A 26,497-nucleotide genomic window follows, 5' to 3' on the forward strand; every position below is an offset into this window, starting at 1 on the left:
GGTCTGGGGGCGCAGCCCCCAGTTTCGGGAAGGGGTGGGATCGGGGAGCCCCCGGCAAGGCCCCACCCCCACCGCCCCTAGTGATGAAACCCCGTAGCAACCCCCCGATCCCGCGTAAGCGGATGCGGCTGCCTCCGCAGCTCGGGGAGGAGCCGTCCCAGGTCCTCCACGAAGAGCTGCGCGAGGTCGGACGAGAAGCCGTTGCGGCAGACGACCCGCAGCACCGCCAGGTCCTCACGGTGCGCCGGAAACGTATAGGCGGGCACCAACCACCCCCGCTCCCGCAACCGCCGGGCAACATCGAACACGTCAAAGGCGCCCACGCCCGCACCCGTGGTGAAGGCGAAGACGGGCAACTCGTCCCCCCGGGTGAGCAACCGGAAGTCCCCCAGGGCCTCGATCCCGGCGGCAAGCCCCCGGGCGACGTCCCGGGAGGCCTGCTGGACGGCCCGGAAGCCCTCCCGCCCGAGTCGCAGGAACGTGTAGTACTGGGCGACGACCTGCGCCCCGGGCCGGGAGAAGTTGAGCGCGAACGTGGGCATGTCCCCGCCGAGATAGTTGACGCGGAAGACCAGCTCCTCGGGCAGCTCGGCGGGCGTACGCCACAGTGCCCACCCGACGCCCGGGTAGACGAGCCCGTACTTGTGCCCGGAGGTGTTGATGGACGAGACGCGAGGGAGCCGGAAGTCCCAGACGAGGTCCTCGTCGAGGAAGGGCGCGACCATCGCCCCGGAGGCCCCGTCGACGTGGACGGGGATGTCGAGCCCGGTCCGCTCCTGGAGGGCGTCGAGCGCCGCGCACACGTCGGCCACGGGCTCGTAGGAGCCGTCGAAGGTGGAGCCGAGGACGGCGACGACGCCGATGGTGTTCTCGTCGCAGAGCGCGGCGGCGGCCTCGGCGGAGAGGTGGAAGCGGTCGCCCTCCATGGGCACCTGCCGCGCCTCGACCTCCCAGAACTCGCAGAACTTCTCCCAGCAGACCTGCACGTTGACGCCCATGACGAGATTGGGCCGGGCCTCGCGGGAGGGGTAGCGGTCGGCGTTGCGGCGCGCCCAGCGGCGCTTGAGCGCCATCCCGGCGAGCATGCAGGCCTCGCTGGATCCGGTGGTGGAGCAGCCGACGGCCGTCGCGGGGTCGGGGGCGTGCCACAGGTCGGCGAGCATCGCGACGCAGCGCCGCTCCAGCTCGGCCGTGCGCGGGTACTCGTCCTTGTCGATCATGTTCTTGTCCCGGCACTCCGCCATCAGGACCCCGGCCTGCGGCTCCATCCAGGTGGTGACGAAGGTGGCGAGGTTGAGGCGGGAGTTCCCGTCCAGCATGAGTTCGTCGTGGACGAGCTGGTACGCGGTCATGGGAGGCAGCGGCCCGTCGGGGAGCCGGTGCTTGGGCGGGGCCTGGGTCATGCCGCCGACGGGGTTCGCCTCGCCGTAGAACGGGTTCACCGAGAGGGGCCGGTCGTCGGGCCGGTCGGGGCCGTGGTGGAGGGGCATCGAGGATCCTTCCGGCCGAGGCTCGGGTGCTGTCCCATTCGGGAGGATATGGCCGAGCCTTTGGGCTTGCACCTCACGTGACGTGAGGACTCAGGCTGGGACGCGTACCGAGCAGGAGAGGGCGGAAACCATGAGCTATTCCGTGGGACAGGTCGCCGGTTTCGCCGGAGTCACGGTGCGCACGCTGCACCACTACGACGAGATCGGCCTGCTCGCGCCGAGCGAGCGCAGCCACGCGGGCCACCGGCGCTACAGCGACGGTGACCTGGACCGGCTGCAGCAGATCCGGTTCTACCGCTGGCTTATGGCGCTGACCTGGGCGGATGTGCCACCCGTGAGGGGCTGAGGGCACTTTGAGGGCACATCGGCGCCGAGAACGGCCTCGACGGCGTCCCGAGTGGTGTCCTCCTGGTTGGGCCAGAGGTGCGTGTACGTGTCGAGCGTGATGGACGGCTTCGAGTGCCCGAGCCGCTTCTGAACGGTCTTGACGTCCTCGCGGTGGCGGATGAGCAGCGAGGCGTAGAAGTGCCGCAGGTCGTGCATGCTCGTGCCCTTGGGGACCTGCACGCGCTCGGGCTCGGCGCCCTCGGGCCGCCCGTCGCGTACCCACTGCGCGTGTGCTGCGGCGTATTGCTCGTCGAGCGCCGCGTTCGCCCGCTCGACGAGACGTCCCCACATGCGGGCCCAGGACGAGCGGCGTACGGCCTCGCGCCGCTCGTTCGGGAAGATCAGGTGCGCCTTGCGCTGCTTCGGCTTGCGCGGGTCGGTGCGGTCCTCGATGTCCACCAGGGGCGCGGGGTGTGCCTTGAGGTGCGCGGCGAGTGCGTCAACGGCCGACTTGGCGAGCGGCACCGTGCGGTAGCTCTCGTGCGTCTTGGGCTCGCCGAGGAACGGCTCGCCGTCGTCCGGGCCGACCAACTGCTGTTCCACGCGCACGGTGCGGCGCAGGAAGTCGACGTGCCCGACTTCAAGGCCGAGCACTTCGCCCTGCCGCAGCCCGGACGCCGCAGCGAACAGGATGAGCGCCCCGTACCGGGACGGCGCGGCCTCGACGAGTGCACGGACGGCGTCGGGGTGCAACGGCACGATCTCGGGGCGGCGTCCCTCGGGCAGCTTCACGCCCTCGCAGGGGTTCACGCGCAGGATGCCGTCTTGCACGGCGATGCGGAACGTGGTCACCAGGTAGGCGTACGTCGTGCGCAGGCTGTTGTGCGACAGCACGGCGGCGCGGTCCTTCACCCATGCCCGTATCTCCGACGAGCGGACACTCGATATCGGACGGTCGCCGAACGTCGGGTAAATGTGCCGCCGCAGCGCCCGCTCGACGCGCGTCGCGGTGCTCGGGCGGTGCACGGCCGAGGCGCGCCACCGCTCGGCGACGGCCCGGAAGCTCTCCTTGCCAGCGGCGGGGTCGACGTACAGGCCCCGGTCAAGGTCGGCCTTGACGGTCGCCGCGCGGGTCTCGGCTGCGGCGCGCTTGTCGAAGTTCTCCTTGCGCTGCTTGCCGCTCGCGTCACGCCAACGGACCTGCCACCGCTTCCCCTTGCCGTGCTCGCCGCTCGGCACGAGCTTGCGCGTTTTGCTGGTGTGGTCGGGGCACGCCTTGTCGTCCTTGCCCGGGCGCGACTTGTGCCATCTGTCGTAGACGTCAGCCATTCGAACCCGCCCCGCCCTCTGCGTCGTCCGCTTCATCCGTTGGCGACTTGGGCATGAGGCCTGCCGCCGACAAGGCTTCCCAGATTTGCTTGTTGGTCTCGTAGCCCTCGCGCTGGTTTCGCTCGCGGGACTTCCATTCCTCGGCCGGGAGCTCGCTGCGGTAGATGCGTTCGTTTGTGAAGGTCAGCGGGGCCTCGCCCCTGATCCATTCACGGACCCAGCCCGCGCTTTCCCTGCGCAGCCCGTGTGTGGGGTGCGGCTCCTCCGGGGTGAGTTCGTAGCGCGCGTGCTCGTCGTCGACCGGTACGAGCAGGTGAATCGGCGCAACGTGCAGAGCCTGAGCCAGGATCAACCACTCTTCGAGGGTGATCTGCCGCCGTCGGCGGCCGTTCGGGTCGGGGCGCCCGCTCTCGATGTTGGCGATCACCGAGGCTGTCATGCCGGGGGCACCCATCAAGGCGCAGCGTTCGGCGAGGCCCTTTGCCGTGAGTCCCTGGCGCTTCCGTAGTTCTTGGACCCGCTGAGCGACGACGTCGCTCGCGGACTGGGGGACCGTCACCGTGACTCCTCTGTCGATACGACAATTCAGGAAGTCACGTTGACATGCAACGCGGCCCGTTGGCAAGGTGACACGGTGATCGTCTCCTCGACATGGGGGGATGTCGTAACGACATTGGAGTCAACTCGTGCCCCGCGCTCAGATCACCAACGCTTCCGACTTCGCCCGCCGCAAGCTCGCCACCGCGCAAGAACTCGCCGACTACTGCGGCGTGCCGCTCGCCACCGTCTACCAGTGGAGTCATCGCGGGGGTGGCCCCCGCCTGATCAAGGTCGGCCGCCACCTGCGCGCCCGCTGGTCCGACATCGAGAAGTGGCTCGACGAGCGCGCCACCGACGCCGCCGCGTGATGCACGCCCCGTGCGCCCGCACCAGGAACAAGGGCCGTCGGCGCAGCAACGCCGACGGCCCGAACGCCCTTGCCCACCACTTCGCCAGTGATCACCAGCGGCGCCGGGTTTCTCACCGCCCGGCCCGCTCGGAAGGACGCCCTACCGTGCACACTACGCACGCCCGCCCCTCGCCCGCCTCGCCCGTCGATCCGCTCCACGTGGCCTTGTGGCTGGCCGCTCAGGGCTACGCGGTGCACCCGCTCGCCCCGGGCCTGAAGGTGCCCGTACGCGGCTGCGAGCGCTGCTCTCCGGGCACCGCCGAACGCCCGAACCCTGCCTACGTCGAGCACGACGGACACGCGTGCCTGTGCCATGCCGACGGGCACCCCTGTCACGGAGTCCTCGCCGCCACCACGGACGCCGACCGGATCACCACGTGGTGGGCGCGTACGCCCGCCGCCGGGGTTGGCGTCGCCGCCGGACGATCGGGCCTCGTGATCCTCGACGTCGACGCCCACGGCGGGGACGTGCCGACTGACTCCGGGCGGCTGCTGCCCGGCGTCGAACTGCCCGCCGACATCGCCCCGGGTAGCGTCCTCGACGGCCGCGACGTGCTCGCGCTGCTCGTCGAGGCGCGCCGCGCCATGCTGCCCGGCGTCGCCCCGGAAACGCTCACCGTGTGCACGCCGTCGGGCGGGGTGCACTACTGGTTCCGGGCGCCCGCTGGTACGCAGTGGCGCCCGCAGGCGGGGGCACTCGGCTGGCAGTTGGACGTGCGCGCGGGATCGTCGTACGCCGTCGCTCCCGGCACCGTCACCCGTACGGGCGCGTACACGGCGCTTGGAGGCTGCCGCACGGTCGCCGAGCTGCCCGTGTGGCTCGCCCGCGACCTCGACCGCACGGGGCACCGCGTACGCCCCGAGCGGCCCCGCGCCACGCTGCCGTGGCGCTCGCGCAGCATGGGCAGCGGGTACGTGGCCGCCGCCGTCGAGGCCGAGCTGCGGGCGGTCGCCGAGGCGCAGCCCGGCACGCGTAACGACGCGCTCAACCGGGCCGCGTTCAACCTCGGCACCCTGTGCGGCACGGGCCGCCTCGACCGCGTCCAGGTCGCCGACGTCCTCGCCGACGCTGCCCGGCACGCCGGACTGTCCGAGCGCGAGGCCGCCGCCGCGATCCGCTCGGGACTGGTCGCAGGCGAGCGGCACCCGCGTGCGCTCACCGGGGCCGCCGCGTGACCCAAGCCCCCGCGTTCGACTCGAACGCCGCCGCGCGCTCCGTCGTCCCCTTCCGCCGCCCGGAACGGGACACGGAGCCACCGCGCGCCCCGCAGCAGGAACGCCAGCCGCCGCAGGCCGAAGTGCTGCGCGTGCTTGGGCAGAACCGATTCCGCTACCTGCACCACAACGGCGCCCCGTACGCCGTGCCGTACGGCGGGCCGCCCGTCGCCGTACCGCTGCGCGCCACCGCCCACACAGGCACCGGCAGCCTGCGCCAACACCTCATCCGCGCCTACGTCACCGAGCACAACCGCACGCCCTCGCAGTCCGCCCTCGCCGACGCCGTGGCAGCGCTCGACGCGCTCGCCATGGATGCCGCCGCCGTCGAGCTGCCGCTGCGCATCGCCGCCGACCCGGACGACCGCGCCGTGACGTGGCTCGACCTCGGGCGCCCCGACGGCGAGTCGGTACGCCTCGCCCCGGACGGCTGGACGCTCACGTGCCCGGACGTCGAGGCCGGGCCCGTGTGGCGCCGCAGTCGGCTGGTTCGGCCCCTGCCGCGCCCGGACCGGATAGCGGGCGGCTGGCGCGCGGGCATAGAGGAGTTCGCCGCACTGCTGCCCTTCACCGCCGAGACGCTGCCGCTCGCCGTCGGCTGGCTCCTCGCCGCCCTGCGCCCGGACGTCCCCCGCCCCGTCGCCTACCTCACGGGCGAGCAAGGCACGGGCAAGAGCACGTCGGGGCAGATGCTCGCCGGGGTCATCGAGGGGGCCCGCGCCCCGCTGCGCCAGGCCCCCGACAACCTGCGCGACCTCGGGCCGACCACCGCCGCCGGGTGGGTGCTCGCCCTCGACAACCTCTCAGGCATGCCCGGCTGGCTCTCCGACGCCCTGTGCCGCATCGTCACCGGCGACGCACAGGTGACCCGCGCCCTGTACACCGACGACGACGTCAACGTCCTCACCTACCAACGCCCCGTCCTGCTCACCGGCATCGACCTCGGCGCACTGCGCAACGACCTCGCCGAGCGCATGCTGCCGCTCGAACTCCAACCCATCCCCCGCCACAAGCGACGTACCGCAGCCGCTCTGTGGGCCGCGTACGAGCAGGCACACCCGCGCATCCTCGGCGCCCTGCTCGACCTCGCTGCCGCCGTCTGGGCCGACCTCCCGCACGCCGCAGCCGAGTTGACCGAGCGCCCCCGCCTCGCCGACTTCGCCGAGCTGCTGCACGCCCTCGACCGCGTCACCGGCTGGCGCAGCCTCGACGCCTTCAACGGCTCACAGGACGCCCTGAACGACGCCGTCCTTGACGGGCATCCGGTCGCAACCGCCCTGCGAGAGTGGACCGCCGCGTACGACTTCCCGGCTCACGGATGGCACGGGACCATGGCTGAGCTGCACCGTGCCCTCGGCCGTGACGGGCGCGGCCTGGTCGACGGCTGGCCCAAGACGCCCGGCGTCCTCAGCGCCCGCATCCGCCAGGTCGCCCCCGCACTCCGCGCACGCGGCATCCAGGTGGCGCGCACCTCGGGCAGCAACAAGCACGGCAAGGTGTGGGCGATCACATGCGCCCCGCCGCCGTCATGAACTGCCTTGCACGCCCTCGACGCGCCCCGGAACGGCACCCGCCGACCGGGGCGCCGCTGTCTCCCGGGGGGACGCAGGGGGACGCCCAGGGGACGACGGGGGACGCACCCGGCAGCGCGCAGCGTCCCCACCGGACCCCCGCCCACGCCGCAGCAACCCACGCCCCACGCCCTCTGGGGGACGCGGGGGACGCTTCCCACCCCCTTCCCCTCTGTCCTAAGCAGAGAAGGAAGGAGAGGCGCAGAGAGGAGGCCGGGAACGTCGTCCCCTGCGTCCCCACCGTCCCCCGGCTGAGCGCGGGGTATGTCGCGCCGCGACCGGTCGTGACTCGGGCGCGCGGGCGCGCGCGTGTACCGCACCCAACTGACAGTCTCTTTGGGCGAAGCGGGCGCAGGCGGAACGGCCTCCCGCCCCGTGCGCGGGAGGCCCTGTCAGCGCGCGACCGGTCGCGGCGCTTCCCGCGCGCGCGGAGCGCCGCTCAACTGGCCACTGAAGGCCGTCCCCTCCGCCCTCTGGTACGAGGGTGGAGGGGACGGAGGTGCTGCCCTACTGCACGGTTTTGCTGGCCTCCCGTACGCAGTCCAAGCACACCCATCCGGCGCGCGCCACGAGTCGAGTGCGGTCCTTGGGGTGCTTGCCGCACCACACCGAAGCGGGGGCGCGGTCGGGCAGGTCACGCTTGATGTAGGCGCCGACGCCAACCCATGGTTTCTTAGCCATCGGTGTCGTCCTCGTCTTCGCTGTCCGGCTCGGGTTCGGGCTCGGCAGGGGTGATGATCTCCTGCTCGAACACGTCGTACCCGTTGACTTCGGGTATCCCGTCGTTGCCTCCCACGGTCTCACCTCCTTCCCGGTGTCGGAAGTGCGGCCCGGCCCTCTCACGGGCAAAGGGCCGGGCCGCGTGCGGCGGGTGGAGCGGGCCCGCCGCTGGCTCCTCGGCGAGGGCGTCAAGTGGTGACCCGGTGGACGCGGGCGGGTTCCAACTCGGCGGGCAGCCCGCCCGGAGGCTCCATGACCGCGTAGTCGGCGAAGACGCGGCGGTAGCGCAGGTGTCCGGTCTCCTGGGTGTGCTTGCGCTGCCACTCCTCGACCGGCTCCGGAGCGTTGTGCAGCCCAGAGGACTCGTCGCAGTCGGCATCGTCGCCGCTGACGCAGCGGGCCCCGTACTCCGGCGCCGCGTAGGGATCCTGTACGCGGCTGTAGGGCACGTAACGGAAGGTGCGGGTCACTGCGGGCCCCCTTGCTGTGTGCTCCCGTGTGTGTGGGCCAGAAGGCCGAGAGAGACCGCGTGCGGGATGTCTTCGGCGTCCACGTCAGGGGCGGGCAGACGCTCGCCGCGACTGTCGGCGACGCGCAAGGTCTCGCGCAACGACTCCCGCAACCGGTCAGCGCAGTAGCGCAGTTGCTCGGCGGTCACCTCCTCTCCGGACAGCAGATCGTCGACGTGGTCGAGCAGATCGCAGGCCATGCCGAGCTGAGCCGCCTCGACCTGATCGGCCACTCGCGACAGAAAGCCGTTCTCGTCGTCCGTGCTCAGATAGCAGGCGAGTCCTCGCTCATCCGGCCACGGCATCAACCGCAGGTGCCCCGTACCCGTCATCGCGTGGTCACCGCCACGCCGTCAACGAACTGGGGCCGGATGTTGATGCAAGGCCGTGTCGGCCGCAGCCCCCTACGCCTAGAACTCAGGTGGCGCACTTCCCGTTCGTGTGCGGTCAGGTACGGACGCACAAGTCTGATGTCCTCCCCGCGCAGCATGGGCACGCGTAGCAGGCGCGCCGTCGGCGTGTCCTCGGGCGGCATGGCTGCGCCTCTGCCGCGCGACCGATGACGGCCCGACGCGGGCAGCAAGAGCGGTAGCAGTCGCAGCAGGAGCCGGGCGATACCGTGGCTCATGTCGTCAACCTCCATACGGCTGGTGGCCATGCCCCCGGGCCGTTCGCGCGGTCGCGGGGGTCTGTCTTCGCGGTGCTCTTCGGCTTGCCGAAGAAGCGCACCCACCAGTGCACTGCCTGATCCCAGGGGGCGGGCATCGAGCGACCGGACGTTTAGGCGGACGTTTCACTCTCGCCTCGACGGCCAAGTCACTACGGTGAGAGAACAATCCGCAGTCGCGAAGGGACGCCCATGGCAGCGGGAACGGGCACTCTCGTGGCGCTGCGGCGCGCTGCGGGATACACCCAAGAGTCCTTCGTGGCCGTGTTCTTGAAGGAAGCCGTGCGCCTTGGTGTCGACGCCTCAGCGAGCGTGCGGCAGGTGCGACGGTGGGAAAGGGAATGCCCGCCGCCGTTGCCTCATCCGGCCCAACAGGTGGTGCTAGAAGCGGTGTTCGGCGTACCTCTTGCCGAGATGGGGTTCGACGTCCCCGCGCATCGCGTGGCGATTGCGGCGCCGCTCGGCGACGCTGGAGACGTGAAGCGTCGAACGTTCGTCGCCGACACGGGCGCCCTCGCTGCGTCTGCCCTCCTCCCTGCCCGCTCGGGACCGCACGTTGGTACGGCCGACTTGGGTCGCCTGCGCACGCGGTTGGACAGCCTCTATCGGACGGATCACACAGAGGGCAGCGTCCCGGCCATGGAACAGGCTCGCCGTCTTGAGGGCGAGATCACGGGGGCACTTCGCTCGGCGTCGTACACCTCGCGCGTTGGCCGTGAGCTACAGACGATGATCGCGGAGTTGCACGGGCACAGAGCCTGGTACTCGTATGACGGTGGGCGCATCGATGAAGGGCGCGCGGCCTGCATGGAAGCTCTCGCCGCTGCGCAGCTCGTCGGCAATCCGCTGCTTCAGGTCTCAGTACTGGAGACCCTGGTACTACTCGCGGTCAAGGCCGACCGCGCCTGGGAGGCGGCGAGCGCTGTAGAGACCGCCTACCGGCTCGCAAGCCACGCGGGGGCAGGGCCGACCGTGCACTTGGTCATCGCGCTACGCGATGCCAACGTCGCCACCCACACCGGAGACCTGTCCGGGGCGCGCCGCGCCCTTAGCCGCGCGGTCACCTTCCAGGGCCGCGTGGACTCCGATGGTGCAGTGCCGAACTGGGCACAGTTCGTCGGTCCTTTTGAGGTCGACTACGCCACGGCCGACATGTATGTACGAGCGGGCCAGCCAAAGCGTGCCGTGCCGTTCATGCGCGCCGCCGTACGGGGGATCGGTGGCGGTCTGGTCCGCAACAGCGTCTCGTACCGCGTCAAGCTCGCAGGCGTGCTCCTCGCTGCCGGGGAAGCCGACGAGGCGTGCGCGGAGATGAACACCGCTCTAGACGCTTCTGGGGGCGTCTCTTCGCCGCGCCTCGCGGGCAAGATGCGGGAGTTCCAGCAGTCCGCAGCCCGTATCGACAGCGGAACGGCTCGGGACTGCGTGGCACGCCTACGTGGAGTCGTATGAGGGAGCACCACATGACTCAGCAAGAGGCCATCGACGTAGAGAGCATGGACGGCCCGCAGGCAGCACAGGCCGAGTCGGCCTTTCGGATCGTCTACGCCGAGGCGTTCGCTGAACCGCCGTACAGCGAGGAAGAGGACGAGGTCACGGACGCGTTTCGTCGCTTCCGCTCGCAGACCCGCAAGAGCGCCTTCCGGGGAGCCCTCGCCCGCACGCGCGACGGCGAGCCAGTCGGTATCGCCTATGGCTACCCGCTCAGCGCCAAGACACGATGGTGGAACCAACTCACCACACCCGTGCACGACGACATGCGGCGTGAGGACGGGCACCGCACCTTCGGACTCATGGAGATCGCCGTACGTGCACCGTGGCGCGGGCGCGGCATCGCTCACCGCCTGCACGAGGCGGTACTCAACGGTTCCGAGGTCGAGCGGGTGCTGCTCAACGTCCACCCGGACAGCGCGGCGGCGGTGGGCGCGTACCGGGCTTGGGGGTACGAGAAGGTCGGCGAGGCGCGCCCCTGGGCAGGTGCGGACCTCCACGACGTGATGCTTCTCGATCTGCGCTGAGCCGGTGGGGCGTGCCTGCGGCGCCAAGACGTCCCGCTGCCCTGTGCCCGAGGGCACACGCAGGGCACAAGGACCAGAAAGGGCCCGGAAAACGGCGGCAACTACTGAAGGTAGTTTTCGCAGCTCACGGGCCCTTCCGGGGCAAGACCGCAGGTCAGACGATCAAGCGGACGGTTCCTGTTCTACCGGGAGCTCGGCTTCCCCCTCGACCAGGTCGCGACCCTGCTCGACGATCCGGACGCGGACCCGCGCGCGCACCTGCGCCGCCAGCACGACCTGCTGTCCGCCCGGATCACCAAGTTGCAGCGGATGGTCGCGGCCGTGGAGACCGCCATGGAGGCGAGACGCATGGGCATCGATCTCACGCCCGAGGAGAAGTTCGAGGTCTTCGGAGACTTCGATCCCGACGAGCACGCGGAGGAGGTGGAGCGCCGCTGGGGCGACACCGAGGCGTACGCCGAGTCGCAGCGCCGCACCGCCGCGTACACCAAGGAGGACTGGAAGCGGCTGACCGAGGAGCTGGACGCGATCCACGCGCGCATGGGTGACCTGCTGGCCGCCGGAGAGCCCGCGGGCTCCGCGACGGCGATGGACGTGGCGGAGGAGCACCGCCGCTTCATCTGCTCCAGCTACTACGACTGCGCGCACGAACTGCACGGCTGCCTCGGCGACATGTACGTGTCCGACGCCCGCTTCACGGCCACGTACGAGGCCATCCGGCCGGGCCTCGCGGTGTACATGCGTGACGCGATCCACGCGAACGCCGCCCGCGCGGGCGCCGGGGGCGAGTGACCGCGCCTCCCCGGGGGCCGGGGGACGTCCCGGGCGTCCCGTGGTCCCCGGGGGCGCGAGCTTGGCCTCAGGGTGGCTGGCGCGTCGCCCGGCTCCCGAGGGAACCTGAGGGGAACCGGTGGAACCTGCCCGCGTCACCTCGCGTTGGTAACTTTGGGCGGCGACCGATGCCATCACACCGCACGGCCCGCCCGCAGAGCCCCACCGCCGCACCCCCTCACACCCACAGGAGCCCGGAACCGTGACGACGCTTGCGCTCGGACCAAGCTGGCTGGATCCGGACTACCTGCTGAACCAGTTCGGGCTCTGGGGCCTGCTCCTGATCGTCTTCGCCGAGTCGGGCCTGCTCATCGGCTTCTTCCTGCCCGGCGACTCGCTCCTGTTCACCACGGGTCTGCTGATCACGACGAACAAGCTGGACACCCCGCTGTGGCTGGCCTGCATCCTGATCGTCGTCGCCGCGATCCTCGGCGACCAGGCGGGCTATCTCTTCGGCAAGAAGGTCGGCCCGTCGCTGTTCAACCGCCCGGACTCCAAGCTCTTCAAGCAGGAGAACGTGGTCAAGGCGCACGAGTTCTTCGAGAAGCACGGCCCGAAGTCCCTGGTCCTGGCCCGCTTCGTGCCGATCGTGCGGACGTTCACGCCGATCATCGCGGGCGTCAGCGGCATGCGGTACCGCTCGTTCATCACGTTCAACGTCATCGGCGGCGTCCTGTGGGGCGCGGGCGTCACGCTGCTCGGCGCCTGGCTCGGCAAGCACGAGTTCGTCCACAAGAACATCGAGGCGATCCTGATCCTGATCGTCCTCATCTCGGTGGTCCCGATCATCATCGAGTTCCTGCGGGCCCGCTCCAAGGGCAAGAAGGAGGCCGCGCAGGCCCCGGTGGCCGAGCGCGACGGCCACGACGACTTCGACGACCGCTCGGGGGGCGGCCAGCAGGGGGCGCACCAGGCCCAGCAGTCCCCGTACCCCCCGCAGGGCCAGTACCCGGGCCGGCAGGGCGGCGGCCAGTACGGCGGCGCGGACGGCCAGCACTACCAGGCGCGGCAGCCGCAGTACGGCGACCAGCAGACCCAGTTCCTGGGCCGCCAGCAGCCGCAGCAGCCGGGATACCCCGGCGGCCACCCGGAGCAGCACCAGTACCAGCCCCAGCAGCCGCAGTACGGCGACCAGCACCAGCAGCAGGGATACGCGGACCAGCACGCCCAGCACCAGCAGTACCAGGCCCAGTACGGCAACCAGTACGGCAATCAGTACGAGGGCCAGCAGGGCGGCGGCCAGTACGGCAACCCCGCGGACGGCCAGCAGTACCAAGCCCCGTACGACCCCGCCGCCCAGCAGTACGACGGTCAGCAGCCTCAGCAGCCCCCGTACCCGGACCACCAGACCCAGTACCTGGGCCGCCAGCAGCCCCCGTACCCCGAAGAGCCCGACCAGCAGGGCCGGAACAGGTATTAGATCGCCCCGGCCGGAACGTACGAGAAGAAGCCCTAGAAGCCGCGCGTCCGCTTGGCCGCGCGGCGGCCCTTCTGGCCGCCGGCCACCCGCGGCGCCTTGAGGAACAGCCGGGACAGCTCGCCGCCCAGGTTCACGCCGATCGCGATGGCGAGGGCCAGGGCCGCCGCCTTGGAGAGCGAGGCGAGCCCCGGGTTGAGGTTGTTCCGGGCGATCTCAAGAAGCCCGAAGTACGTGGCGCTACCGGGCAGGAGCGGCCCGATCGCCGCCGTCACGTACGGCAGCGCGGACGCGAACCGGTAGCGCGACAGGAGTTGGCCGAACAGGCCCACGAGCCCGGCCGCGACCGCCGTCGCCGCCACCGGCGAGATGCCCCCGGTGCGGGCGAGGGCACCGAACACGATCCAGGCCACCCCGCCGTTCAGCGTCACCAGGAGCACGGTGGAACGTTCCTGCTGAAGCAGGATGGCGAAGGCCAGGCTCAGCGACATGGACGCGAGGATCTGGATCCACGGCCGGTCGGAGGAGTGGATCGACGTCTCCGGGTTGAGGCCCGCGTCCAGCGTCACGCCCAGATAGAGCACCATGAGGACGCCGCAGACGATCCCGACGATCAGATACCCGACCTCAAGGAGGCGGGCGGCGGCGGTGATGTAGTAGCCGGTCAGGCCGTCCTGTACGCCCGCGACGAGCGCTCGCCCGGGGATCAGCGCGAACAGACCACCGGTGATCACCGCGGACGCCTTCACGTCCGGCAGGTCGAGCAGGCTGATCGCCACGCCCATCGCGGCCGGGGGCATCGCCGCGACCACGAACTGGTAGAACTCCGGCAGCCCGCGCCCCGCGCACAGCCACGCGAGCCGGTCGCCCAGCATCGCGCCGAGCGCGGCCGCCACGAACACCAGGACGTCACCGCCGACCAGTACGGACGCCGAACCGGCGAGCAGCCCGGCCGCGGCCGTCAGCGCCCAGCCCGGATAGGGGTGCCGGTTGCGGCGGAGCTCCGCGAGGCGCCGGTAGGCCTCCTCCAGGGAGATGTCGACGTCTTCGGAGCTGATGTCGTCCACGAGCCGGTAGACGGCCGACAGACGCGTGTAGTCGGTGCCCCGGCGGCGTACCGTGCGCGACGCCGTCACCGGGTCGTCCACAAGGGAGGGCTGGTACGAGATCGCGATCAGCGTGAACGTGACGTTCGGCTCGCAGCGGTCCAGGCCGTAGGAGTGCGTGACGGCGAACATCGCCGCCTCCACGTCCTCCGCGCCCTCACCGCCCGCGAGCAGCAGTTCCCCGATGCGCAGGGTGAGGTCCAGGACGCGCGGCACGGCGCGCCCCTCGTCGTCCTCGTGCCGCTGCGTCGGCTCCGGCGCCGGGCGCTCGGCCACCGGCGTGCGCAGGATCGTGCGCATCCGGTCCTGCCAGGGTGCCTCCTTGACCAGCCGGACCACGGGGATCCCGCCGGGCGGGGTGAAGGCGGGCGGGTGCTGGGCGTCGTACGAAGGAGGTGGCGTGAACGCCGAGGACTCCTTGTCCTCGGGCAGCTGCGGGATCCGCAGACCCGTCGGGATCGTGAACTCCGACGACGGGTGGTCCTCCTCCGGCGCGGTCGCCTGGTCGACACCGCCGACGGGGGCGAAGGCGCTGTGCGCCTCGTCCGACTGCGGCTTGCGGTCCTCCTCCACCTCTGCCACGGGGTGATGCCTCGTTCCTGTGTACGTACGTGTCGTGCGCACCCTACGTACGTCAGTATGCGCACGAGGCACGCGAGTATGCGCACGTATCTGTCGCCGCACGCGAACGGGCCGCGTGCCCCCTTCAGGGTCACGCGGCCCGTCGATGTCACCACCCGCGAACAGCAACCATCGATTGCGAAACCACGATGGCGAGCACCAGGTCTGCGGGAGCGGCGCCGGTTCAGGCGCAAAAAGGGCTCAGTGGCCGCCGTGGGCCTCGAAGCGCTTGTAGGAGGCCTCGATCTCGGCCTCGGCGTCGGTGCGGCCGACCCAGTCGGCGCCCTCGACGGACTTGCCGGGCTCCAGGTCCTTGTAGACCTCGAAGAAGTGCTGGATCTCCAGGCGGTCGAACTCGGAGACGTGGTGGATGTCGCGCAGGTGCTCCACGCGCGGGTCCGACGCGGGGACGCAGAGCAGCTTGTCGTCGCCGCCGGCCTCGTCCGTCATCCGGAACATGCCGATCGCGCGGCACTTGATGAGGCAGCCCGGGAAGGTCGGCTCGTCAAGAATGACCAGTGCGTCCAGCGGGTCGCCGTCCTCGCCGAGGGTGTTCTCGACGAAGCCGTAGTCCGCCGGGTAGCTGGTGGACGTGAAGAGTCGACGGTCCAGGCGGATGCGGCCGGTCTCGTGGTCGACCTCGTACTTGTTCCGCGAACCCTTCGGAATCTCGATGGTGACGTCGAACTCCACGGGTGGCTCCTCCATGATCAGCACATACTTCGGGTGGTTAAGTGTCCCTCACGCAGATGTGTGATCGCGAAAGGGGCAGGTCGTCGTGGACGAGCGCAAGCCTTGGCAGCAGCCTGAAAAGCTGCTGCAGCTTCTGAGGCGGCTTGCCGTCAAGCCTCCCGCGAAACTCAGGACCTGGCAGCTCACGGCGGCATCGGCCGCCGTCGGCCTTGTCGTCGCGGCCGTGGCGATCGCCGCGGCCGGCCCCTGGGACTCCTCCGGCCAGCGTACGGCCGAGCGGGACCTGGCGGCTTCCCGGGAAGCCGGGGGTGGCGCAGATCACGCCGGTGGCGCCGGTGGCGGGGCCCCGAACGCGGCCCCGAGCGCACCCTCCGTACTCGCCGGACTCGGCCGCTCCGCCCGTAAGGCGCCGGAGACCGGCGGCAGGCGGCTCGCGGACGTCCTGCGCCCCCTCATGGACGACAAGAAGCTCGGCCCCGAGCGGTCCGGGGTGGTCGTGGACGTGGCCACGGGTGAGCGCCTGTACGGCAAGGGCTCGGGCCGGGGCCTCACGCCCGCGTCGACCACGAAGATCGCCACGGCGGTCGCGGCGCTCTCGGCCCTCGGCCCCGACCACCGCCTCACCACGAAGACGGTCATCGGCCGCGACTCCCGGGACTCCCGCGACGTCGTCCTCGTCGGCGGCGGCGACCCGACCCTGACCGCCCGCGGCGAGGGCCGGTACGTCGACGAGTCCGCCAGCCTGCGCGAACTCGCCGACGACACGGCGAAGGCCCTCAAGAAGCGCGGCGCCGACCAGGACGTCTCCCTGTCGTACGACACCTCCCGCTACTCCGGGCCGCCCCAGCACCCCATCGGCCCGAACGAGAACATCGCCCCCGTCAGCGCCCTGATGGCCGACGAGGGCCGCCTCGACGACTCCTCCTCGGGGCCCGCCGCGCGCACCGCCGAGCCCGCGCGGGACGCGGCGCACAACTTCGCCAACCTGCTGCGCGAGCGCGGCATCGGCCTCAAGGCCGACCCGAAGTCCGGCAGGGCCCCCGAGGAGGCCGCCGAGCTGGCCCGGACCCGGTCGCAGCCGATGTCCGCCCTCGTCGAGCGGATGCTGACGCACAGCGACAACGACATCGCCGAGGCCCTCGCCCGCGAGACCGCGGTGGCCGGAGGCGAGCCCGCCAGCTTCAAGGGGGCGTCCCGGGCGGTACGGGCGCGGCTGGACAAGCTCGGACTGCCCCTCGACGGCGCGAGGTTCGCCGACGGCAGCGGCCTCGACCGCGACGACCGGCTCTCCGCGAGGCTCCTCGCCGCGCTCCTCAAGCACGCGGCCGGACCCGGCCGACCCGAACTGCGCTCCGTGGTGACGGGCCTGCCCGTCGCCGGCTTCACCGGCACCCTCGTCAACCGCTACCCCGACGCCTCCGCGGGCACCGGCGTGGTCCGCGCCAAAACCGGCACCCTCACCGGCGTCAACAGCCTCGCGGGCACGGTGGTGGACCCCGACGGCCGCCTCCTGGCCTTCGCCTTCATGACGACGGGGACGACGGATCCCCAGGGGGCCCAGTCGGCGCTGGACGCGATGGCGTCGGCGCTGGCGGGCCGGGGCGACTAGCCCCGCCCCCTGGGCGGCTGGTCCGCCCGGGGGGCGCCCCAGCCCGACCCGGCCGGACGGACGGACAACGGCGCCCCCAACCCCGTACGCGGGCGCAGCCAACCACGTACCGTTGACGCATGACGAGCCTCGGTGGTGCGGAGATGGTCGACTGGAATCTCGCGGTGGCGACCGCGACCCGGCTCGTGCGGCCGGGCCCGGAGGTGAGCCGGGACGAGGCCCGCGCGGTCGTCGCGGAGCTCCGCAAGCACGCCAAGTCCTCGGAGGCGCACGTCCGTTCGTTCACGAGGATGGGCACGGAGGACACCCACGACACCCCGGTCCTGGTCGTGGACCGCGCGGGCTGGGTCCGCGCGAACGTGGCGGGCTTCAGGGAACTGCTCAAGCCGCTCCTGGAGAAGATGAAGGACCGCAGGGGCAGCGGCCCGGGCGGCGCGGTCCTCGGCGCGGTCGGAGGCAAGGTGACGGGCGTGGAGCTGGGCATGCTCCTGTCCTTCCTGGCGTCACGCGTCCTCGGCCAGTACGAGACCTTCGCCCCGGCGACCCGCGAACTCCCCGCGGCCGGGAACGGCGGCGGCCGCCTCCTGCTCGTGGCACCGAACATCGTCCACGTGGAGCGCGAACTGGACGTGAACCCGCACGACTTCAGGCTCTGGGTGTGCCTGCACGAGGAGACGCACCGCACCCAGTTCTCGTCGGTGCCGTGGCTGCGCGACCACCTGGAGGGTGAGATCCAGTCGTTCCTCGGCGAGACCGAGGTCGACCCGATGACCGTCCTCGAACGCGTCCGCGAGGCCGCGCAGAGCCTGGCGGGCGGCCGCACGGACGGCGCGGACGACGACGGCGACAGCGGCCGCACCTTCGTGGAGCTCGTCCAGACCCCGGCCCAGCGCGAGATCCTGGCCCGCCTGACCGCCGTGATGTCCCTGCTCGAAGGGCACGCGGACTACGTGATGGACGGCGTCGGCCCCGACGTCGTACCGTCCGTGACCGAGATCAGGGAGAAGTTCAAGGAGCGCCGCCAGCGCGGCGCGAGCCGCCTGGACCAGGCGCTGCGCAAGCTCCTCGGTCTCGACGCCAAGCTGCGGCAGTACCGCGACGGCGAGCGGTTCGTGCGGGCGGTCGTGGAGGAGGTCGGCATGGACGGCTTCAACCGCGTGTGGACTTCTCCGAACACGCTTCCCACCAAGGCGGAGATCGCCAAACCGGCGGACTGGGTCGCGCGGGTGCACCGTAAGGCAGACTGAGCGAACAGACGCGGCCGACGGCAGGAGAACGCCCCCGCAATCACCCGTCCGAGGGACCGTGAGCCATGGGTAGGCGTGCAATGCTCGGGTAACGGCTCGGTTCTGTCACCATCGACACACTCTGAGTGACTGAACCGAGGCTCACCCCCCGAACTTCATGAAGGGAACCAACCGGAATGGGTCCCCATCCTGCGGTCGCGGCGATACGCCTGGCGGTCCGCCGCGTACTTCACGACGTACTGACCGACGTAGCCACCCGGCGCACCCTCACCCCGCATCCCGCCGCCCCCCACCTCCCGCACGAGCCGCCCCCGCCGCTCGTGCTCGTGGCGTGCTCCGGCGGCGCCGACTCCATGGCGCTCGCCTCCGCACTGGCCTTCGAAGCCCCCAAGCTCGGCATCCGAGCCGGCGCGGTGACCGTCGACCACGGCCTGCAGCCCGGCTCCGACCTGCGCGCCGCCGAGGTCGTCACCCGCATGACCGCGCTCGGCCTCGACCCCGTCGAGTCCCTGGTGGTGCACGTCGGCCGCGAATCAGACAGGGCGGCGCATGGCGCCTCGTACACGGGGGGTGGGCGACGGGTGGGACCCGAGGCCGCCGCCCGCGACGCGAGGTACGCGGCCCTCGACGACGCCGCCGAGCGCCACGGAGCCGCCGCCGTCCTGCTCGGCCACACCCGCGACGACCAGGCGGAGACGGTTCTGCTCGGCCTCGCCCGCGGCTCGGGCATCCGCTCCCTGTCGGGCATGGCCGCGGTCTCCGGGGCCGGTGGCCGCTATCGCAGGCCGTTCCTGCACCTGGACCGCCAGACCGCCCGCAAGGCCTGCATGGTGCAGTCCCTGCCGGTCTGGGACGACCCGCACAACGCAGACCCGGCCTACACCCGCTCCCGGCTGCGGCACGAAGGCCTGCCCGCCCTGGAGAAGGCGCTCGGCAAGGGCGTCGTGGAAGCCCTCGCGCGCACCGCGCAGCTCTCCCGCGACGACGCGGACGCCCTCGACACCTGGGCCGCCCAGGCCGAGTCGTCCGTGCGGGACGCCGGGGGCCTCCTGGAGTGCGCGAAGCTCTTCGCCCTGCCGCCCGCGGTGCGCCGCCGCATCGTGCGCCGCGCGGCCATCGAGGCGGGCGCCCCGGCCGGCGCGCTGTTCGCCCGGCACATCGAAGAGGTGGACCGGCTGATCACCGGCTGGCGCGGCCAGGGAGCCATCAATCTCCCGGGCAAAGTCGTCGCACAGCGGCAGGGTGGCAGACTGGTCATCCGGCAAGGCTGACTGGGGAGCGTTTTCCCGACCGGCCGGTGGGACGACCGAAAGTGATACGGGTGGACGCGAACGACATGGGCACCGACCTTCAGTCGGTGCTCATCACCAAGGAAGAGATCGACGCGAAGCTGGCCGAGCTGGCCGCGAAGATCGACGCGGAGTACGCGGGCAAGGACCTGCTGATCGTCGGCGTGCTCAAGGGCGCCGTGATGGTCATGGCGGACCTGGCGCGCGCGCTGTCCACGCCGCTCACGATGGACTGGATGGCGGTGTCCTCCTACGGCGCCGGTACGCAGTCCTCCGGCGTGGTCCGCATCCTCAAGGACCTGGACACCGACATCAAGGGCAAGCACGTCCTGATCGTCGAGGACATCATCGACTCCGGCCTGACGCTGTCCTGGCTGCTCTCCAACCTCGGCTCGCGCGAGCCCGCCTCGCTGAAGGTGTGCACGCTGCTGCGCAAGCCGGAGGCCGCGAAGGTCGCGATCGACGTGGAGTGGGTCGGCTTCGACATCCCGAACGAGTTCGTCGTCGGTTACGGCCTCGACTACGCCGAGAAGTACCGCAACCTCCCGTTCGTCGGAACGTTGGCTCCGCACGTGTACGGCGGCTGACTTCCCGGGAACCCTCAGCCGCGTCCCGCCGTTGGAGCATGCGAAGACGGGTTTGCCAGCCGTCCCGTGCGGCTTCGGGTGACAATGCTGGGGTACCGTCCGAAGAACAGTCTTTATCAAACTCACTATGGCAGGAGGTACGGAGCGGCATCGCTCCGTGTGGATGGACGTGAAGCGATACTTCCGTGGGCCAGTCATGTGGATTGTGCTGGCCGTCCTTGCCGTGGTCGTGTTGATGCAGGTCGTCGGTTCGTCCGGTGGCTATAAGACGGTGGACACCGGCCAGGTCGTGCAGGCCATCGCCGACAACAAGGTCGAGTCGGCCAAGCTCACCACCGGTGACGATCACACCATCAAGGTGGAGCTCAAGGACGGCCAGAAGGTCAAGGGCAGCAGCAAGATCCAGGCGAGCTACATCGGCGACCAGGGCGTCGAGCTCGCCAAGACGCTGCAGGCCAAATACGAGGACAAGCAGATCCCGGACGGTTACACCGTCTCCCCGTCGAAGCAGAACCCCTTCGTCGGCATCCTGCTGTCCCTTCTCCCGTTCGTCCTCATCGTCGTCGTGTTCCTGTTCCTGATGAATCAGATGCAGGGCGGCGGCAGCCGAGTCATGAACTTCGGCAAGTCCAAGGCGAAGCTCATCACCAAGGACACCCCGAAGACGACGTTCGCCGACGTCGCGGGTTCCGACGAGGCCGTCGAGGAACTCCACGAGATCAAGGAGTTCCTCCAGGAGCCGGCGAAGTTCCAGGCCGTCGGCGCCAAGATCCCCAAGGGCGTGCTGCTGTACGGCCCGCCCGGTACGGGCAAGACGCTGCTCGCGCGCGCCGTCGCGGGCGAGGCGGGCGTCCCGTTCTACTCGATCTCGGGTTCCGACTTCGTCGAGATGTTCGTCGGTGTCGGTGCCTCCCGAGTGCGTGACCTCTTCGAGCAGGCCAAGGCGAACGCCCCGGCGATCGTCTTCGTCGACGAGATCGACGCCGTCGGCCGACACCGCGGTGCCGGTCTCGGCGGTGGCCACGACGAGCGCGAGCAGACGCTCAACCAGCTGCTGGTCGAGATGGACGGCTTCGACGTGAAGGGCGGCGTCATCCTGATCGCCGCCACGAACCGCCCGGACATCCTCGACCCGGCGCTCCTGCGCCCCGGCCGCTTCGACCGGCAGATCGCCGTCGACCGCCCGGACATGCAGGGCCGTCTGGAGATCCTCAAGGTTCACCAGAAGGGCAAGCCGGTCGCCCCGGACGTCGACCTGGGCGCGGTCGCCCGTCGTACGCCGGGCTTCACGGGCGCCGACCTGTCGAACGTGCTGAACGAGGCCGCGCTGCTCACCGCGCGCAGCAACCAGAAGCTGATCGACAACCACATGCTGGACGAGGCCATCGACCGCGTCGTGGCGGGCCCGCAGAAGCGGACCCGGATCATGTCCGACAAGGAGAAGAAGATCACCGCGTACCACGAGGGCGGACACGCCCTGGTCGCGGCGGCGTCTCCGAACTCGGACCCGGTCCACAAGATCACGATCCTGTCGCGCGGCCGCGCCCTCGGCTACACCATGGTCCTGCCGGACGAGGACAAGTACTCGACCACGCGCAACGAAATGCTCGACCAGCTGGCGTACATGCTGGGCGGGCGCGCGGCCGAGGAACTGGTCTTCCACGACCCGACCACCGGTGCCGCCAACGACATCGAGAAGGCCACGGCCACCGCTCGCGCGATGGTCACGCAGTACGGCATGACCGAGCGTCTGGGCGCGATCAAGTTCGGCGGCGACAACACCGAGCCGTTCCTCGGGCGCGAGATGGCGCACCAGCGGGACTACTCGGAAGAGGTCGCGGCGCTGGTCGACGAAGAGGTCAAGAAGCTCATCGAGACCGCGCACAACGAGGCCTGGGAGATCCTCGTCGAGAACCGCGACGTTCTCGACAACCTGGTCCTCCAGCTCCTGGAGCGGGAGACGCTCGGCAAGGAGGAGATCGCGGAGATCTTCGCCCCGATCGTCAAGCGCCCGGCCCGTCCGGCCTGGACGGGCTCCACCCGGCGTACGCCGTCGACACGCCCGCCGGTGCTCTCGCCGAAGGAACTGTCGCTGACGAACGGCGCGAACGGTGCCACCCCCGCGGTGACCGCCGGAGCGACCGGTGCGACCGGCACGAGCGACACCCAGTCCCTCGAGGTGGCCCCTGAGGACCGCCCCGAGAGCTGAGCAACATCCCGTCCCGGGCGCTCCACCAGGCCCGGAATGGATGCCGCGCCCCCCAGGTTCTAGCCTGGGGGGCGCGGCTCTTTTCGGCCGTCCGCAACACAGGACCCAGGAACGAGGCACAGATGACCGACCCCGTGACGCTGGACGGCGAGGGCACGATCGGTGAGTTCGACGAGAAGCGGGCCGAGAACGCCGTACGGGAGCTGCTGATCGCGGTCGGCGAGGACCCGGACCGCGAGGGCCTGCGGGAGACGCCGGGGCGGGTGGCGCGGGCCTACCGGGAGATATTCGCGGGCCTGTGGCAGTCGCCCGAGGACGTTCTGACGACGACGTTCGACCTGGGCCACGACGAGATGGTCCTGGTGAAGGACATCGAGGTGATGAGCTCCTGCGAGCACCACCTCGTGCCGTTCGTCGGCGTCGCCCACGTCGGGTACATCCCGTCCTCCGACGGCAAGATCACCGGCCTGTCCAAGCTCGCCCGGCTCGTCGACGTCTACGCCCGCCGCCCGCAGGTCCAGGAGCGGCTGACCACGCAGATCGCGGACTCCCTGATGGAGATACTGGAGCCGCGCGGGGTCATCGTCGTGGTCGAGTGCGAGCACATGTGCATGACCATGCGGGGTGTCCGCAAGCCCGGCGCGAAGACGATCACGTCGGCGGTGCGGGGGCAGCTGCGGGACCCGGCGACGCGCAATGAGGCGATGAGCCTGATCATGGCGCGATAGCTGCGATAGCTGCGATAGCCGCGATAGCCGCGGTAGTCGCGACAGCGCGATCGTCAGTGGGTGTCAGCGGGTGTCTGTCCGATGCCTTGTCGGCGCGCGGGCGGTGTCGGTGTCACACGGCGGGGCTTGCCCCGCCGTGTTCGTCGTCGCTGTCCTCCGGGAGCCTGCAGACCCGCTCCAGGAAGAAGGCGGCCGCTATCACGCCGATGCCCGCGAGGACCGAGAAGCCGGCGTAGTACGCCTGGTCCCGGCGGGCGGGGATGTCCAGGAACTCCAGCATGAAGACGCCCACGCCGCCGTACATCCCGCAGACAAGGGCGGCGACCAGCGCGCTGGCCTGACCGAAGACGACCGCGCGGGCGGCCATCAGCGGCTCGACGCCCTTTGCGCCGGGGCGCCGCTCCCGCTGGGCCTTCAGGCGCGCGCGCAGTGAGATCGCCGTGGCGAGCAGCACCACGGCGATCAGCGCGAGGACGATGGGCGCGGCCAGTGGCACCCGGGGCAGCGTGCCCACGGAGTCCCACAGCCGGGCCCCCGCCCAGGACAGCACTCCGGCGACGGCGAAGAGGCCTGCCAGCATCCTCACGCGCAATTGCTTCATTCCGGAGGTCGCCCCTCTTGTCCCTTGCCGTTTTTGTCGTGCCGTCGTGCCGTCGTGCCGTCGTGCCGTGTCGCCGTGCCGTGCCCGTGGCACGGATTCCGTGCGCTGTGGACCTAACGATTACTCGGGCAGCCGGAGTTCCAGGTCGACGCGGGGCGCCACGCCCTCACGGCCGACCCCGGCGAGCAGCTCCGCGACCGGACCGCGGCCCGCGAGCTGCGCCTCCGGCTCGACGTCGTGCCACGGGGCGAGGACGAAGGCCCGCTCGTGCGCCCGCGGGTGGGGGAGGGTCAGAACCGGGTCGTCCGACACCACGTCGGCGTACGCGACGATGTCGACGTCGATCGTGCGCGGGCCCCAGCGCTCGTCCCGGACCCGGTGGAAGGCCTCCTCGACGGCGTGCGCGCGCTCCAGGAGCGAGGCCGGGGGGAGCGTCGTCTTCACGACCACCACAGCGTTGAAGTACGACGGCTGGGAGCCGGGCTCGACGCCCCAGGGCTCGGTCTCGTACACCGGGGAGACCGCCTTGACCCGCAGGCCGGGGGTGTCCTCCAGGGCGTCGACGGCACCCTGGAGGGTCTCCAGGCGGTTGCCCAGGTTCGACCCGAGGGAGATCACCGCGCGCTGGGGGTTGGAGAGCGTCGTGTCGGCGGCGTCCACCTGCTCCACCACGGACGTGGGGACCGGCTGGACGGTGGGGTCGCTGTGGGGGGTCATACGCGGCTCCGGGTGATGGTGACGGTCACGTCGTCGAACGGGACGGTGATCGGGGCGTCCGGTTTGTGGACCGTGACCTCGACCTCCAGGACGCCGTCGTGCTTCAGGCAGGCCTGGGCGATGCGCTCGGAGAGCGTCTCGATGAGGTTCACCGGCTCGCCCTCGACGACGGCCACGACCTCCTCCGCCACGATGCCGTAGTGCACGGTCTTCGCCAGGTCGTCGTCGGCCGCGGCCGCCCGGGTGTCCAGGCCGAGGACCAGGTCCACGATGAAGGTCTGGCCCTCCTCGCGTTCCCGCGGGTACACACCGTGGTGCCCGCGCGCCTTCAGGCCACGCAGCGCGACACGATCCACGCGAATCACTCCTGACAGTCGTCGGTATCGGCCGGTCCCGCCGAGTGCGGTCGGCACACCAGCCACATTCGAATCTACCTGCGAGCACCGACAGTGTTCGCCCGTGGGGCCGCCGGACGGCCCTCCCACGACGGTTCGCGGGTGCCCCTACCCACTCGGCGGCGACCCGCCACCACTCATGCGGGTGTCTCGTCGTCCTCTTCGTCACCGGATTCGGCAAGCACGGGTGACGCGTGGTGCGACCACAGTTTCCAGCCGTCGGCCGTGCGCCGGAACACGTTCGTGGCGACCACGAGCTGCCCCACGAGCGGCCCCAGCTCGTCGCCCTCCTGCGGCGCCGGGCCCCCGCTGAGGATGTTCTCCGTGCAGGTCACCAGGGCCGTGTCACCGGCCACGCTGACCCGCAGGTCGGTGAGGAAGAACTGGATGTACTCCGTGTTGGCCATGATCAGCGCGTACGACCTGAGGACCTCGCCGCGGCCCGTGAGCACCGGCCAGCCCGGGTGCACGCAGGAGATGGCGGGCCCGGCCGAGGTCGCGTCAGCGCCGCCCTCGCCGTTGTCGGGGTTGTCGGCGCGCTCGGGGTGGGCGTGGTCCCCTTCGGCCGCCGCGCCCGCGCCGATGTCGTCGTCCGCGTCCTGCGGCCCGGTGTACGTCTCCGCGTCGGCGAGGTCCCCGGCGTCCAGCCACAGGTCCGACACGCCGTCGAAGTCACCGCGCTCCAAGGCCTCGTAGAAGGCGGTGTTGGCGAGCTCGACCTGCTCGACATCCGTTCCCGCGCGCGTCACTGAGCGCCCGCCTCCCCGGCCGCGCCGGTGACCGCCCGCGCGACCCGCACCGCGTCCGCCGTGGCCCGCACCTCGTGCACCCGCACCGCCCAGGCGCCCTGGTGCGCGGCGATCGCGGACACCGCGGCCGTGGCGGCGTCGCGCTCCCGCGCGGGCGGCGGCGCGCCCTCGGGGCCCGCGAGGACCCGGCCGAGGAAACGCTTGCGGGACGCGGCGACCAGGACGGGGCGGCCGAGCGTCTGCAGCCGGTCGAGGCGGGCGAGGAGCGCCAGGTCGTGCTCGGCGTCCTTGGAGAAGCCGAGGCCCGGGTCGACGACGATGTGCTCCGGGGCGATCCCGCCGTCGATGGCGGCCTCCACGCGCGCGTGGAGCTCGTCGACGACTTCGGAGACCACGTCCGCGTACACGGGCCGTGCGTGGATGTCGGTGAGGAAGCCGCGCCAGTGCATGACCACGAACGGCGCCTGGGCGGCCGCGACCGACGGCACCATGTCCGGGTCGGCGAGGCCTCCGGAGACGTCGTTCACGAGCACCGCGCCCGCGGCGAGGGCCTCCCGGGCAACTCGGGCCCGCATGGTGTCCACGGAGACCGTGACGCCCTCGGCGGCCAGGCCCCGTACGACGGGGACGACGCGCCGCAGCTCCTCGTCCTCGTCCACGCGCGAGGCGCCGGGGCGGGTCGACTCGCCGCCCACGTCGACCAGGTCGGCGCCCTGGGCGACCAGGTCGATGCCGTGCTTGACGGCGGCCGTGGTGTCGAACCACCGGCCGCCGTCGGAGAAGGAGTCGGGGGTCACGTTCACCACCCCCATGACCGCACACCGGTCCCACTGAGGCAGACCCTCGACCGTTCCCCGCCCGCGCAACGTACTCATGCCTCAAGCCTAGGCCCGAGCGGACGGC

The 26,497-nt window shown here is 71.1% G+C and carries 26 protein-coding genes and 2 pseudogenes; 14 read left to right on the top strand and 14 right to left on the bottom strand.

Annotated features, from left to right (window positions below; genetic code table 11):
* Positions 1-77: 77 nt before the first annotated feature.
* Positions 78-1,490: a glutamate decarboxylase gene (locus ACZ6BG_RS35275; protein ID WP_469009335.1), complete on the bottom strand. Its 1,413-nt coding sequence runs from the start codon at positions 1,488-1,490 to the stop codon at positions 78-80.
* A gap of 130 nt (positions 1,491-1,620) precedes the next feature.
* Here ACZ6BG_RS35275 and ACZ6BG_RS35280 point away from each other — a divergent pair.
* A pseudogene (locus ACZ6BG_RS35280) lies at positions 1,621-1,794 on the top strand (MerR family transcriptional regulator); the annotation flags it as partial.
* Here the strand turns inward: ACZ6BG_RS35280 and ACZ6BG_RS35285 are convergent.
* On the bottom strand, positions 1,782-3,146 hold the full coding sequence (locus ACZ6BG_RS35285; RefSeq protein ID WP_469009338.1) for a tyrosine-type recombinase/integrase: 1,365 nt from the start codon (positions 3,144-3,146) through the stop codon (positions 1,782-1,784). The pseudogene ACZ6BG_RS35280 and the gene ACZ6BG_RS35285 sit on opposite strands and share 13 nt — an antisense overlap.
* A complete protein-coding gene (locus tag ACZ6BG_RS35290) occupies positions 3,139-3,705 on the bottom strand; it encodes a helix-turn-helix domain-containing protein (protein ID WP_469009341.1) in 567 nt (188 codons plus the stop codon). Before ACZ6BG_RS35290 ends, ACZ6BG_RS35285 begins: the two co-directional genes overlap by 8 nt.
* Positions 3,706-3,832: 127 nt before the next feature.
* Between ACZ6BG_RS35290 and ACZ6BG_RS35295 the strand changes: the two genes are divergently transcribed.
* The 3 genes from ACZ6BG_RS35295 (at position 3,833) to ACZ6BG_RS35305 (ending at position 6,842) form a co-directional block, all read left to right on the top strand.
* A complete protein-coding gene (locus tag ACZ6BG_RS35295) occupies positions 3,833-4,054 on the top strand; it encodes a helix-turn-helix transcriptional regulator (RefSeq protein WP_469009343.1) in 222 nt (73 codons plus the stop codon).
* A gap of 146 nt (positions 4,055-4,200) precedes the next feature.
* Positions 4,201-5,271: a bifunctional DNA primase/polymerase gene (locus ACZ6BG_RS35300; RefSeq protein WP_469009345.1), complete on the top strand. Its 1,071-nt coding sequence runs from the start codon at positions 4,201-4,203 to the stop codon at positions 5,269-5,271.
* Positions 5,268-6,842: a hypothetical protein gene (locus ACZ6BG_RS35305; protein WP_469009347.1), complete on the top strand. Its 1,575-nt coding sequence runs from the start codon at positions 5,268-5,270 to the stop codon at positions 6,840-6,842. The genes ACZ6BG_RS35300 and ACZ6BG_RS35305 overlap by 4 nt, the downstream gene beginning before the upstream one ends.
* A gap of 546 nt (positions 6,843-7,388) precedes the next feature.
* Here ACZ6BG_RS35305 and ACZ6BG_RS35310 read toward each other — a convergent pair.
* From ACZ6BG_RS35310 to ACZ6BG_RS35325, 4 genes are all read right to left on the bottom strand, one after another.
* Positions 7,389-7,562: a hypothetical protein gene (locus ACZ6BG_RS35310; RefSeq protein WP_469009349.1), complete on the bottom strand. Its 174-nt coding sequence runs from the start codon at positions 7,560-7,562 to the stop codon at positions 7,389-7,391.
* On the bottom strand, positions 7,555-7,677 hold the full coding sequence (locus ACZ6BG_RS35315) for a hypothetical protein (protein ID WP_469009351.1): 123 nt from the start codon (positions 7,675-7,677) through the stop codon (positions 7,555-7,557). Before ACZ6BG_RS35315 ends, ACZ6BG_RS35310 begins: the two co-directional genes overlap by 8 nt.
* A gap of 112 nt (positions 7,678-7,789) precedes the next feature.
* Entirely contained in the window at positions 7,790-8,071 is a 282-nt protein-coding gene (locus tag ACZ6BG_RS35320) for a DUF7848 domain-containing protein (protein ID WP_469009354.1), read from the bottom strand.
* Complete coding sequence (locus ACZ6BG_RS35325) at positions 8,068-8,442, bottom strand: hypothetical protein (RefSeq protein WP_469009356.1); 375 nt, start codon at positions 8,440-8,442, stop codon at positions 8,068-8,070. Before ACZ6BG_RS35325 ends, ACZ6BG_RS35320 begins: the two co-directional genes overlap by 4 nt.
* A gap of 527 nt (positions 8,443-8,969) precedes the next feature.
* On the opposite strand from ACZ6BG_RS35325, the gene ACZ6BG_RS35330 reads away from it, so the two are divergent.
* The 4 genes and pseudogenes from ACZ6BG_RS35330 to ACZ6BG_RS35345 all read left to right on the top strand — a co-directional run bounded on the left by ACZ6BG_RS35330 (position 8,970) and on the right by ACZ6BG_RS35345 (position 13,046).
* Positions 8,970-10,229: a hypothetical protein gene (locus tag ACZ6BG_RS35330; RefSeq protein WP_469009358.1), complete on the top strand. Its 1,260-nt coding sequence runs from the start codon at positions 8,970-8,972 to the stop codon at positions 10,227-10,229.
* An 11-nt stretch (positions 10,230-10,240) separates the two neighbouring features.
* Positions 10,241-10,795 carry a GNAT family N-acetyltransferase gene (locus ACZ6BG_RS35335; protein WP_469009359.1) on the top strand — a complete coding sequence of 185 codons (555 nt, stop codon included), beginning with the start codon at positions 10,241-10,243 and terminating at the stop codon, positions 10,793-10,795.
* 171 nt (positions 10,796-10,966) lie between these two features.
* Positions 10,967-11,587 (top strand): annotated as a pseudogene (locus ACZ6BG_RS35340) (MerR family transcriptional regulator); the annotation flags it as partial.
* Between the two features lie 241 nt (positions 11,588-11,828).
* Positions 11,829-13,046 (top strand): DedA family protein, encoded by a 1,218-nt coding sequence (locus ACZ6BG_RS35345; RefSeq protein WP_469009361.1) that lies wholly within the window; start codon positions 11,829-11,831, stop codon positions 13,044-13,046.
* 32 nt (positions 13,047-13,078) lie between these two features.
* Here the strand turns inward: ACZ6BG_RS35345 and ACZ6BG_RS35350 are convergent, their stop codons facing one another.
* Both ACZ6BG_RS35350 and ACZ6BG_RS35355 read right to left on the bottom strand, forming a co-directional pair.
* On the bottom strand, positions 13,079-14,773 hold the full coding sequence (locus tag ACZ6BG_RS35350; protein WP_469009363.1) for a threonine/serine exporter family protein: 1,695 nt from the start codon (positions 14,771-14,773) through the stop codon (positions 13,079-13,081).
* A gap of 198 nt (positions 14,774-14,971) precedes the next feature.
* Positions 14,972-15,463 carry an inorganic diphosphatase gene (locus tag ACZ6BG_RS35355; protein WP_030361059.1) on the bottom strand — a complete coding sequence of 164 codons (492 nt, stop codon included), beginning with the start codon at positions 15,461-15,463 and terminating at the stop codon, positions 14,972-14,974.
* A gap of 85 nt (positions 15,464-15,548) precedes the next feature.
* On the opposite strand from ACZ6BG_RS35355, the gene dacB reads away from it, so the two are divergent.
* The 6 genes from dacB (at position 15,549) to folE (ending at position 23,132) form a co-directional block, all read left to right on the top strand.
* Positions 15,549-17,072 (top strand): D-alanyl-D-alanine carboxypeptidase/D-alanyl-D-alanine endopeptidase, encoded by a 1,524-nt coding sequence (gene dacB / locus ACZ6BG_RS35360; protein WP_469009371.1) that lies wholly within the window; start codon positions 15,549-15,551, stop codon positions 17,070-17,072.
* Between the two features lie 119 nt (positions 17,073-17,191).
* Positions 17,192-18,319, top strand: coding sequence for a zinc-dependent metalloprotease (locus tag ACZ6BG_RS35365; protein ID WP_469009374.1), 1,128 nt, complete (start codon positions 17,192-17,194; stop codon positions 18,317-18,319).
* A gap of 176 nt (positions 18,320-18,495) precedes the next feature.
* Positions 18,496-19,590 carry a tRNA lysidine(34) synthetase TilS gene (gene tilS, locus ACZ6BG_RS35370; protein WP_469009375.1) on the top strand — a complete coding sequence of 365 codons (1,095 nt, stop codon included), beginning with the start codon at positions 18,496-18,498 and terminating at the stop codon, positions 19,588-19,590.
* A 65-nt stretch (positions 19,591-19,655) separates the two neighbouring features.
* Positions 19,656-20,195 (top strand): hypoxanthine phosphoribosyltransferase, encoded by a 540-nt coding sequence (gene hpt, locus ACZ6BG_RS35375; RefSeq protein ID WP_030361055.1) that lies wholly within the window; start codon positions 19,656-19,658, stop codon positions 20,193-20,195.
* A gap of 163 nt (positions 20,196-20,358) precedes the next feature.
* The gene (gene ftsH / locus ACZ6BG_RS35380) at positions 20,359-22,404 is read left to right on the top strand and encodes an ATP-dependent zinc metalloprotease FtsH (RefSeq protein WP_468482973.1); all 2,046 of its coding nucleotides are present in this window, start codon (positions 20,359-20,361) and stop codon (positions 22,402-22,404) included.
* A gap of 122 nt (positions 22,405-22,526) precedes the next feature.
* Positions 22,527-23,132, top strand: coding sequence for a GTP cyclohydrolase I FolE (folE, locus tag ACZ6BG_RS35385; RefSeq protein WP_469009377.1), 606 nt, complete (start codon positions 22,527-22,529; stop codon positions 23,130-23,132).
* A gap of 112 nt (positions 23,133-23,244) precedes the next feature.
* Here folE and ACZ6BG_RS35390 read toward each other — a convergent pair whose 3' ends face one another.
* The 5 genes from ACZ6BG_RS35390 to folP all read right to left on the bottom strand — a co-directional run bounded on the left by ACZ6BG_RS35390 (position 23,245) and on the right by folP (position 26,469).
* Complete coding sequence (locus tag ACZ6BG_RS35390; protein WP_468460095.1) at positions 23,245-23,733, bottom strand: DUF3180 domain-containing protein; 489 nt, start codon at positions 23,731-23,733, stop codon at positions 23,245-23,247.
* 120 nt (positions 23,734-23,853) lie between these two features.
* Positions 23,854-24,450, bottom strand: a complete 597-nt coding sequence (gene folK / locus ACZ6BG_RS35395) for a 2-amino-4-hydroxy-6-hydroxymethyldihydropteridine diphosphokinase (RefSeq protein WP_030361051.1) — start codon at positions 24,448-24,450, stop codon at positions 23,854-23,856.
* A complete protein-coding gene (folB, locus tag ACZ6BG_RS35400) occupies positions 24,447-24,806 on the bottom strand; it encodes a dihydroneopterin aldolase (RefSeq protein WP_030361050.1) in 360 nt (119 codons plus the stop codon). The genes folK and folB overlap by 4 nt, the downstream gene beginning before the upstream one ends.
* 176 nt (positions 24,807-24,982) lie before the next feature.
* A complete protein-coding gene (locus ACZ6BG_RS35405) occupies positions 24,983-25,594 on the bottom strand; it encodes a nuclear transport factor 2 family protein (RefSeq protein WP_469009380.1) in 612 nt (203 codons plus the stop codon).
* Positions 25,591-26,469: a dihydropteroate synthase gene (gene folP / locus ACZ6BG_RS35410; protein ID WP_469009383.1), complete on the bottom strand. Its 879-nt coding sequence runs from the start codon at positions 26,467-26,469 to the stop codon at positions 25,591-25,593. The genes ACZ6BG_RS35405 and folP overlap by 4 nt, the downstream gene beginning before the upstream one ends.
* Positions 26,470-26,497: the final 28 nt, after the last annotated feature.

It is taken from the genome of Streptomyces sp. NPDC041205 (assembly GCF_055591765.1).

Excerpts from the sequence above, each read along its gene's own strand:
- tilS (WP_469009375.1), top strand. The coding sequence starts at position 18,496 with ATGGGTCCCCATCCTGCGGTCGCGGCGATACGCCTGGCGGTCCGCCGC.
- folP (WP_469009383.1), bottom strand. The coding sequence starts at position 26,469 with ATGAGTACGTTGCGCGGGCGGGGAACGGTCGAGGGTCTGCCTCAGTGG.
- ftsH (WP_468482973.1), top strand. The coding sequence starts at position 20,359 with ATGGACGTGAAGCGATACTTCCGTGGGCCAGTCATGTGGATTGTGCTG.
- ACZ6BG_RS35390 (WP_468460095.1), bottom strand. The coding sequence starts at position 23,733 with ATGAAGCAATTGCGCGTGAGGATGCTGGCAGGCCTCTTCGCCGTCGCC.
- ACZ6BG_RS35330 (WP_469009358.1), top strand. The coding sequence starts at position 8,970 with ATGGCAGCGGGAACGGGCACTCTCGTGGCGCTGCGGCGCGCTGCGGGA.
- ACZ6BG_RS35325 (WP_469009356.1), bottom strand. The coding sequence starts at position 8,442 with ATGACGGGTACGGGGCACCTGCGGTTGATGCCGTGGCCGGATGAGCGA.
- ACZ6BG_RS35335 (WP_469009359.1), top strand. The coding sequence starts at position 10,241 with ATGACTCAGCAAGAGGCCATCGACGTAGAGAGCATGGACGGCCCGCAG.
- folE (WP_469009377.1), top strand. The coding sequence starts at position 22,527 with ATGACCGACCCCGTGACGCTGGACGGCGAGGGCACGATCGGTGAGTTC.
- hpt (WP_030361055.1), top strand. The coding sequence starts at position 19,656 with ATGGGCACCGACCTTCAGTCGGTGCTCATCACCAAGGAAGAGATCGAC.
- ACZ6BG_RS35365 (WP_469009374.1), top strand. The coding sequence starts at position 17,192 with ATGACGAGCCTCGGTGGTGCGGAGATGGTCGACTGGAATCTCGCGGTG.
- ACZ6BG_RS35275 (WP_469009335.1), bottom strand. The coding sequence starts at position 1,490 with ATGCCCCTCCACCACGGCCCCGACCGGCCCGACGACCGGCCCCTCTCG.
- folK (WP_030361051.1), bottom strand. The coding sequence starts at position 24,450 with ATGACCCCCCACAGCGACCCCACCGTCCAGCCGGTCCCCACGTCCGTG.
- ACZ6BG_RS35310 (WP_469009349.1), bottom strand. The coding sequence starts at position 7,562 with ATGGCTAAGAAACCATGGGTTGGCGTCGGCGCCTACATCAAGCGTGAC.
- ACZ6BG_RS35285 (WP_469009338.1), bottom strand. The coding sequence starts at position 3,146 with ATGGCTGACGTCTACGACAGATGGCACAAGTCGCGCCCGGGCAAGGAC.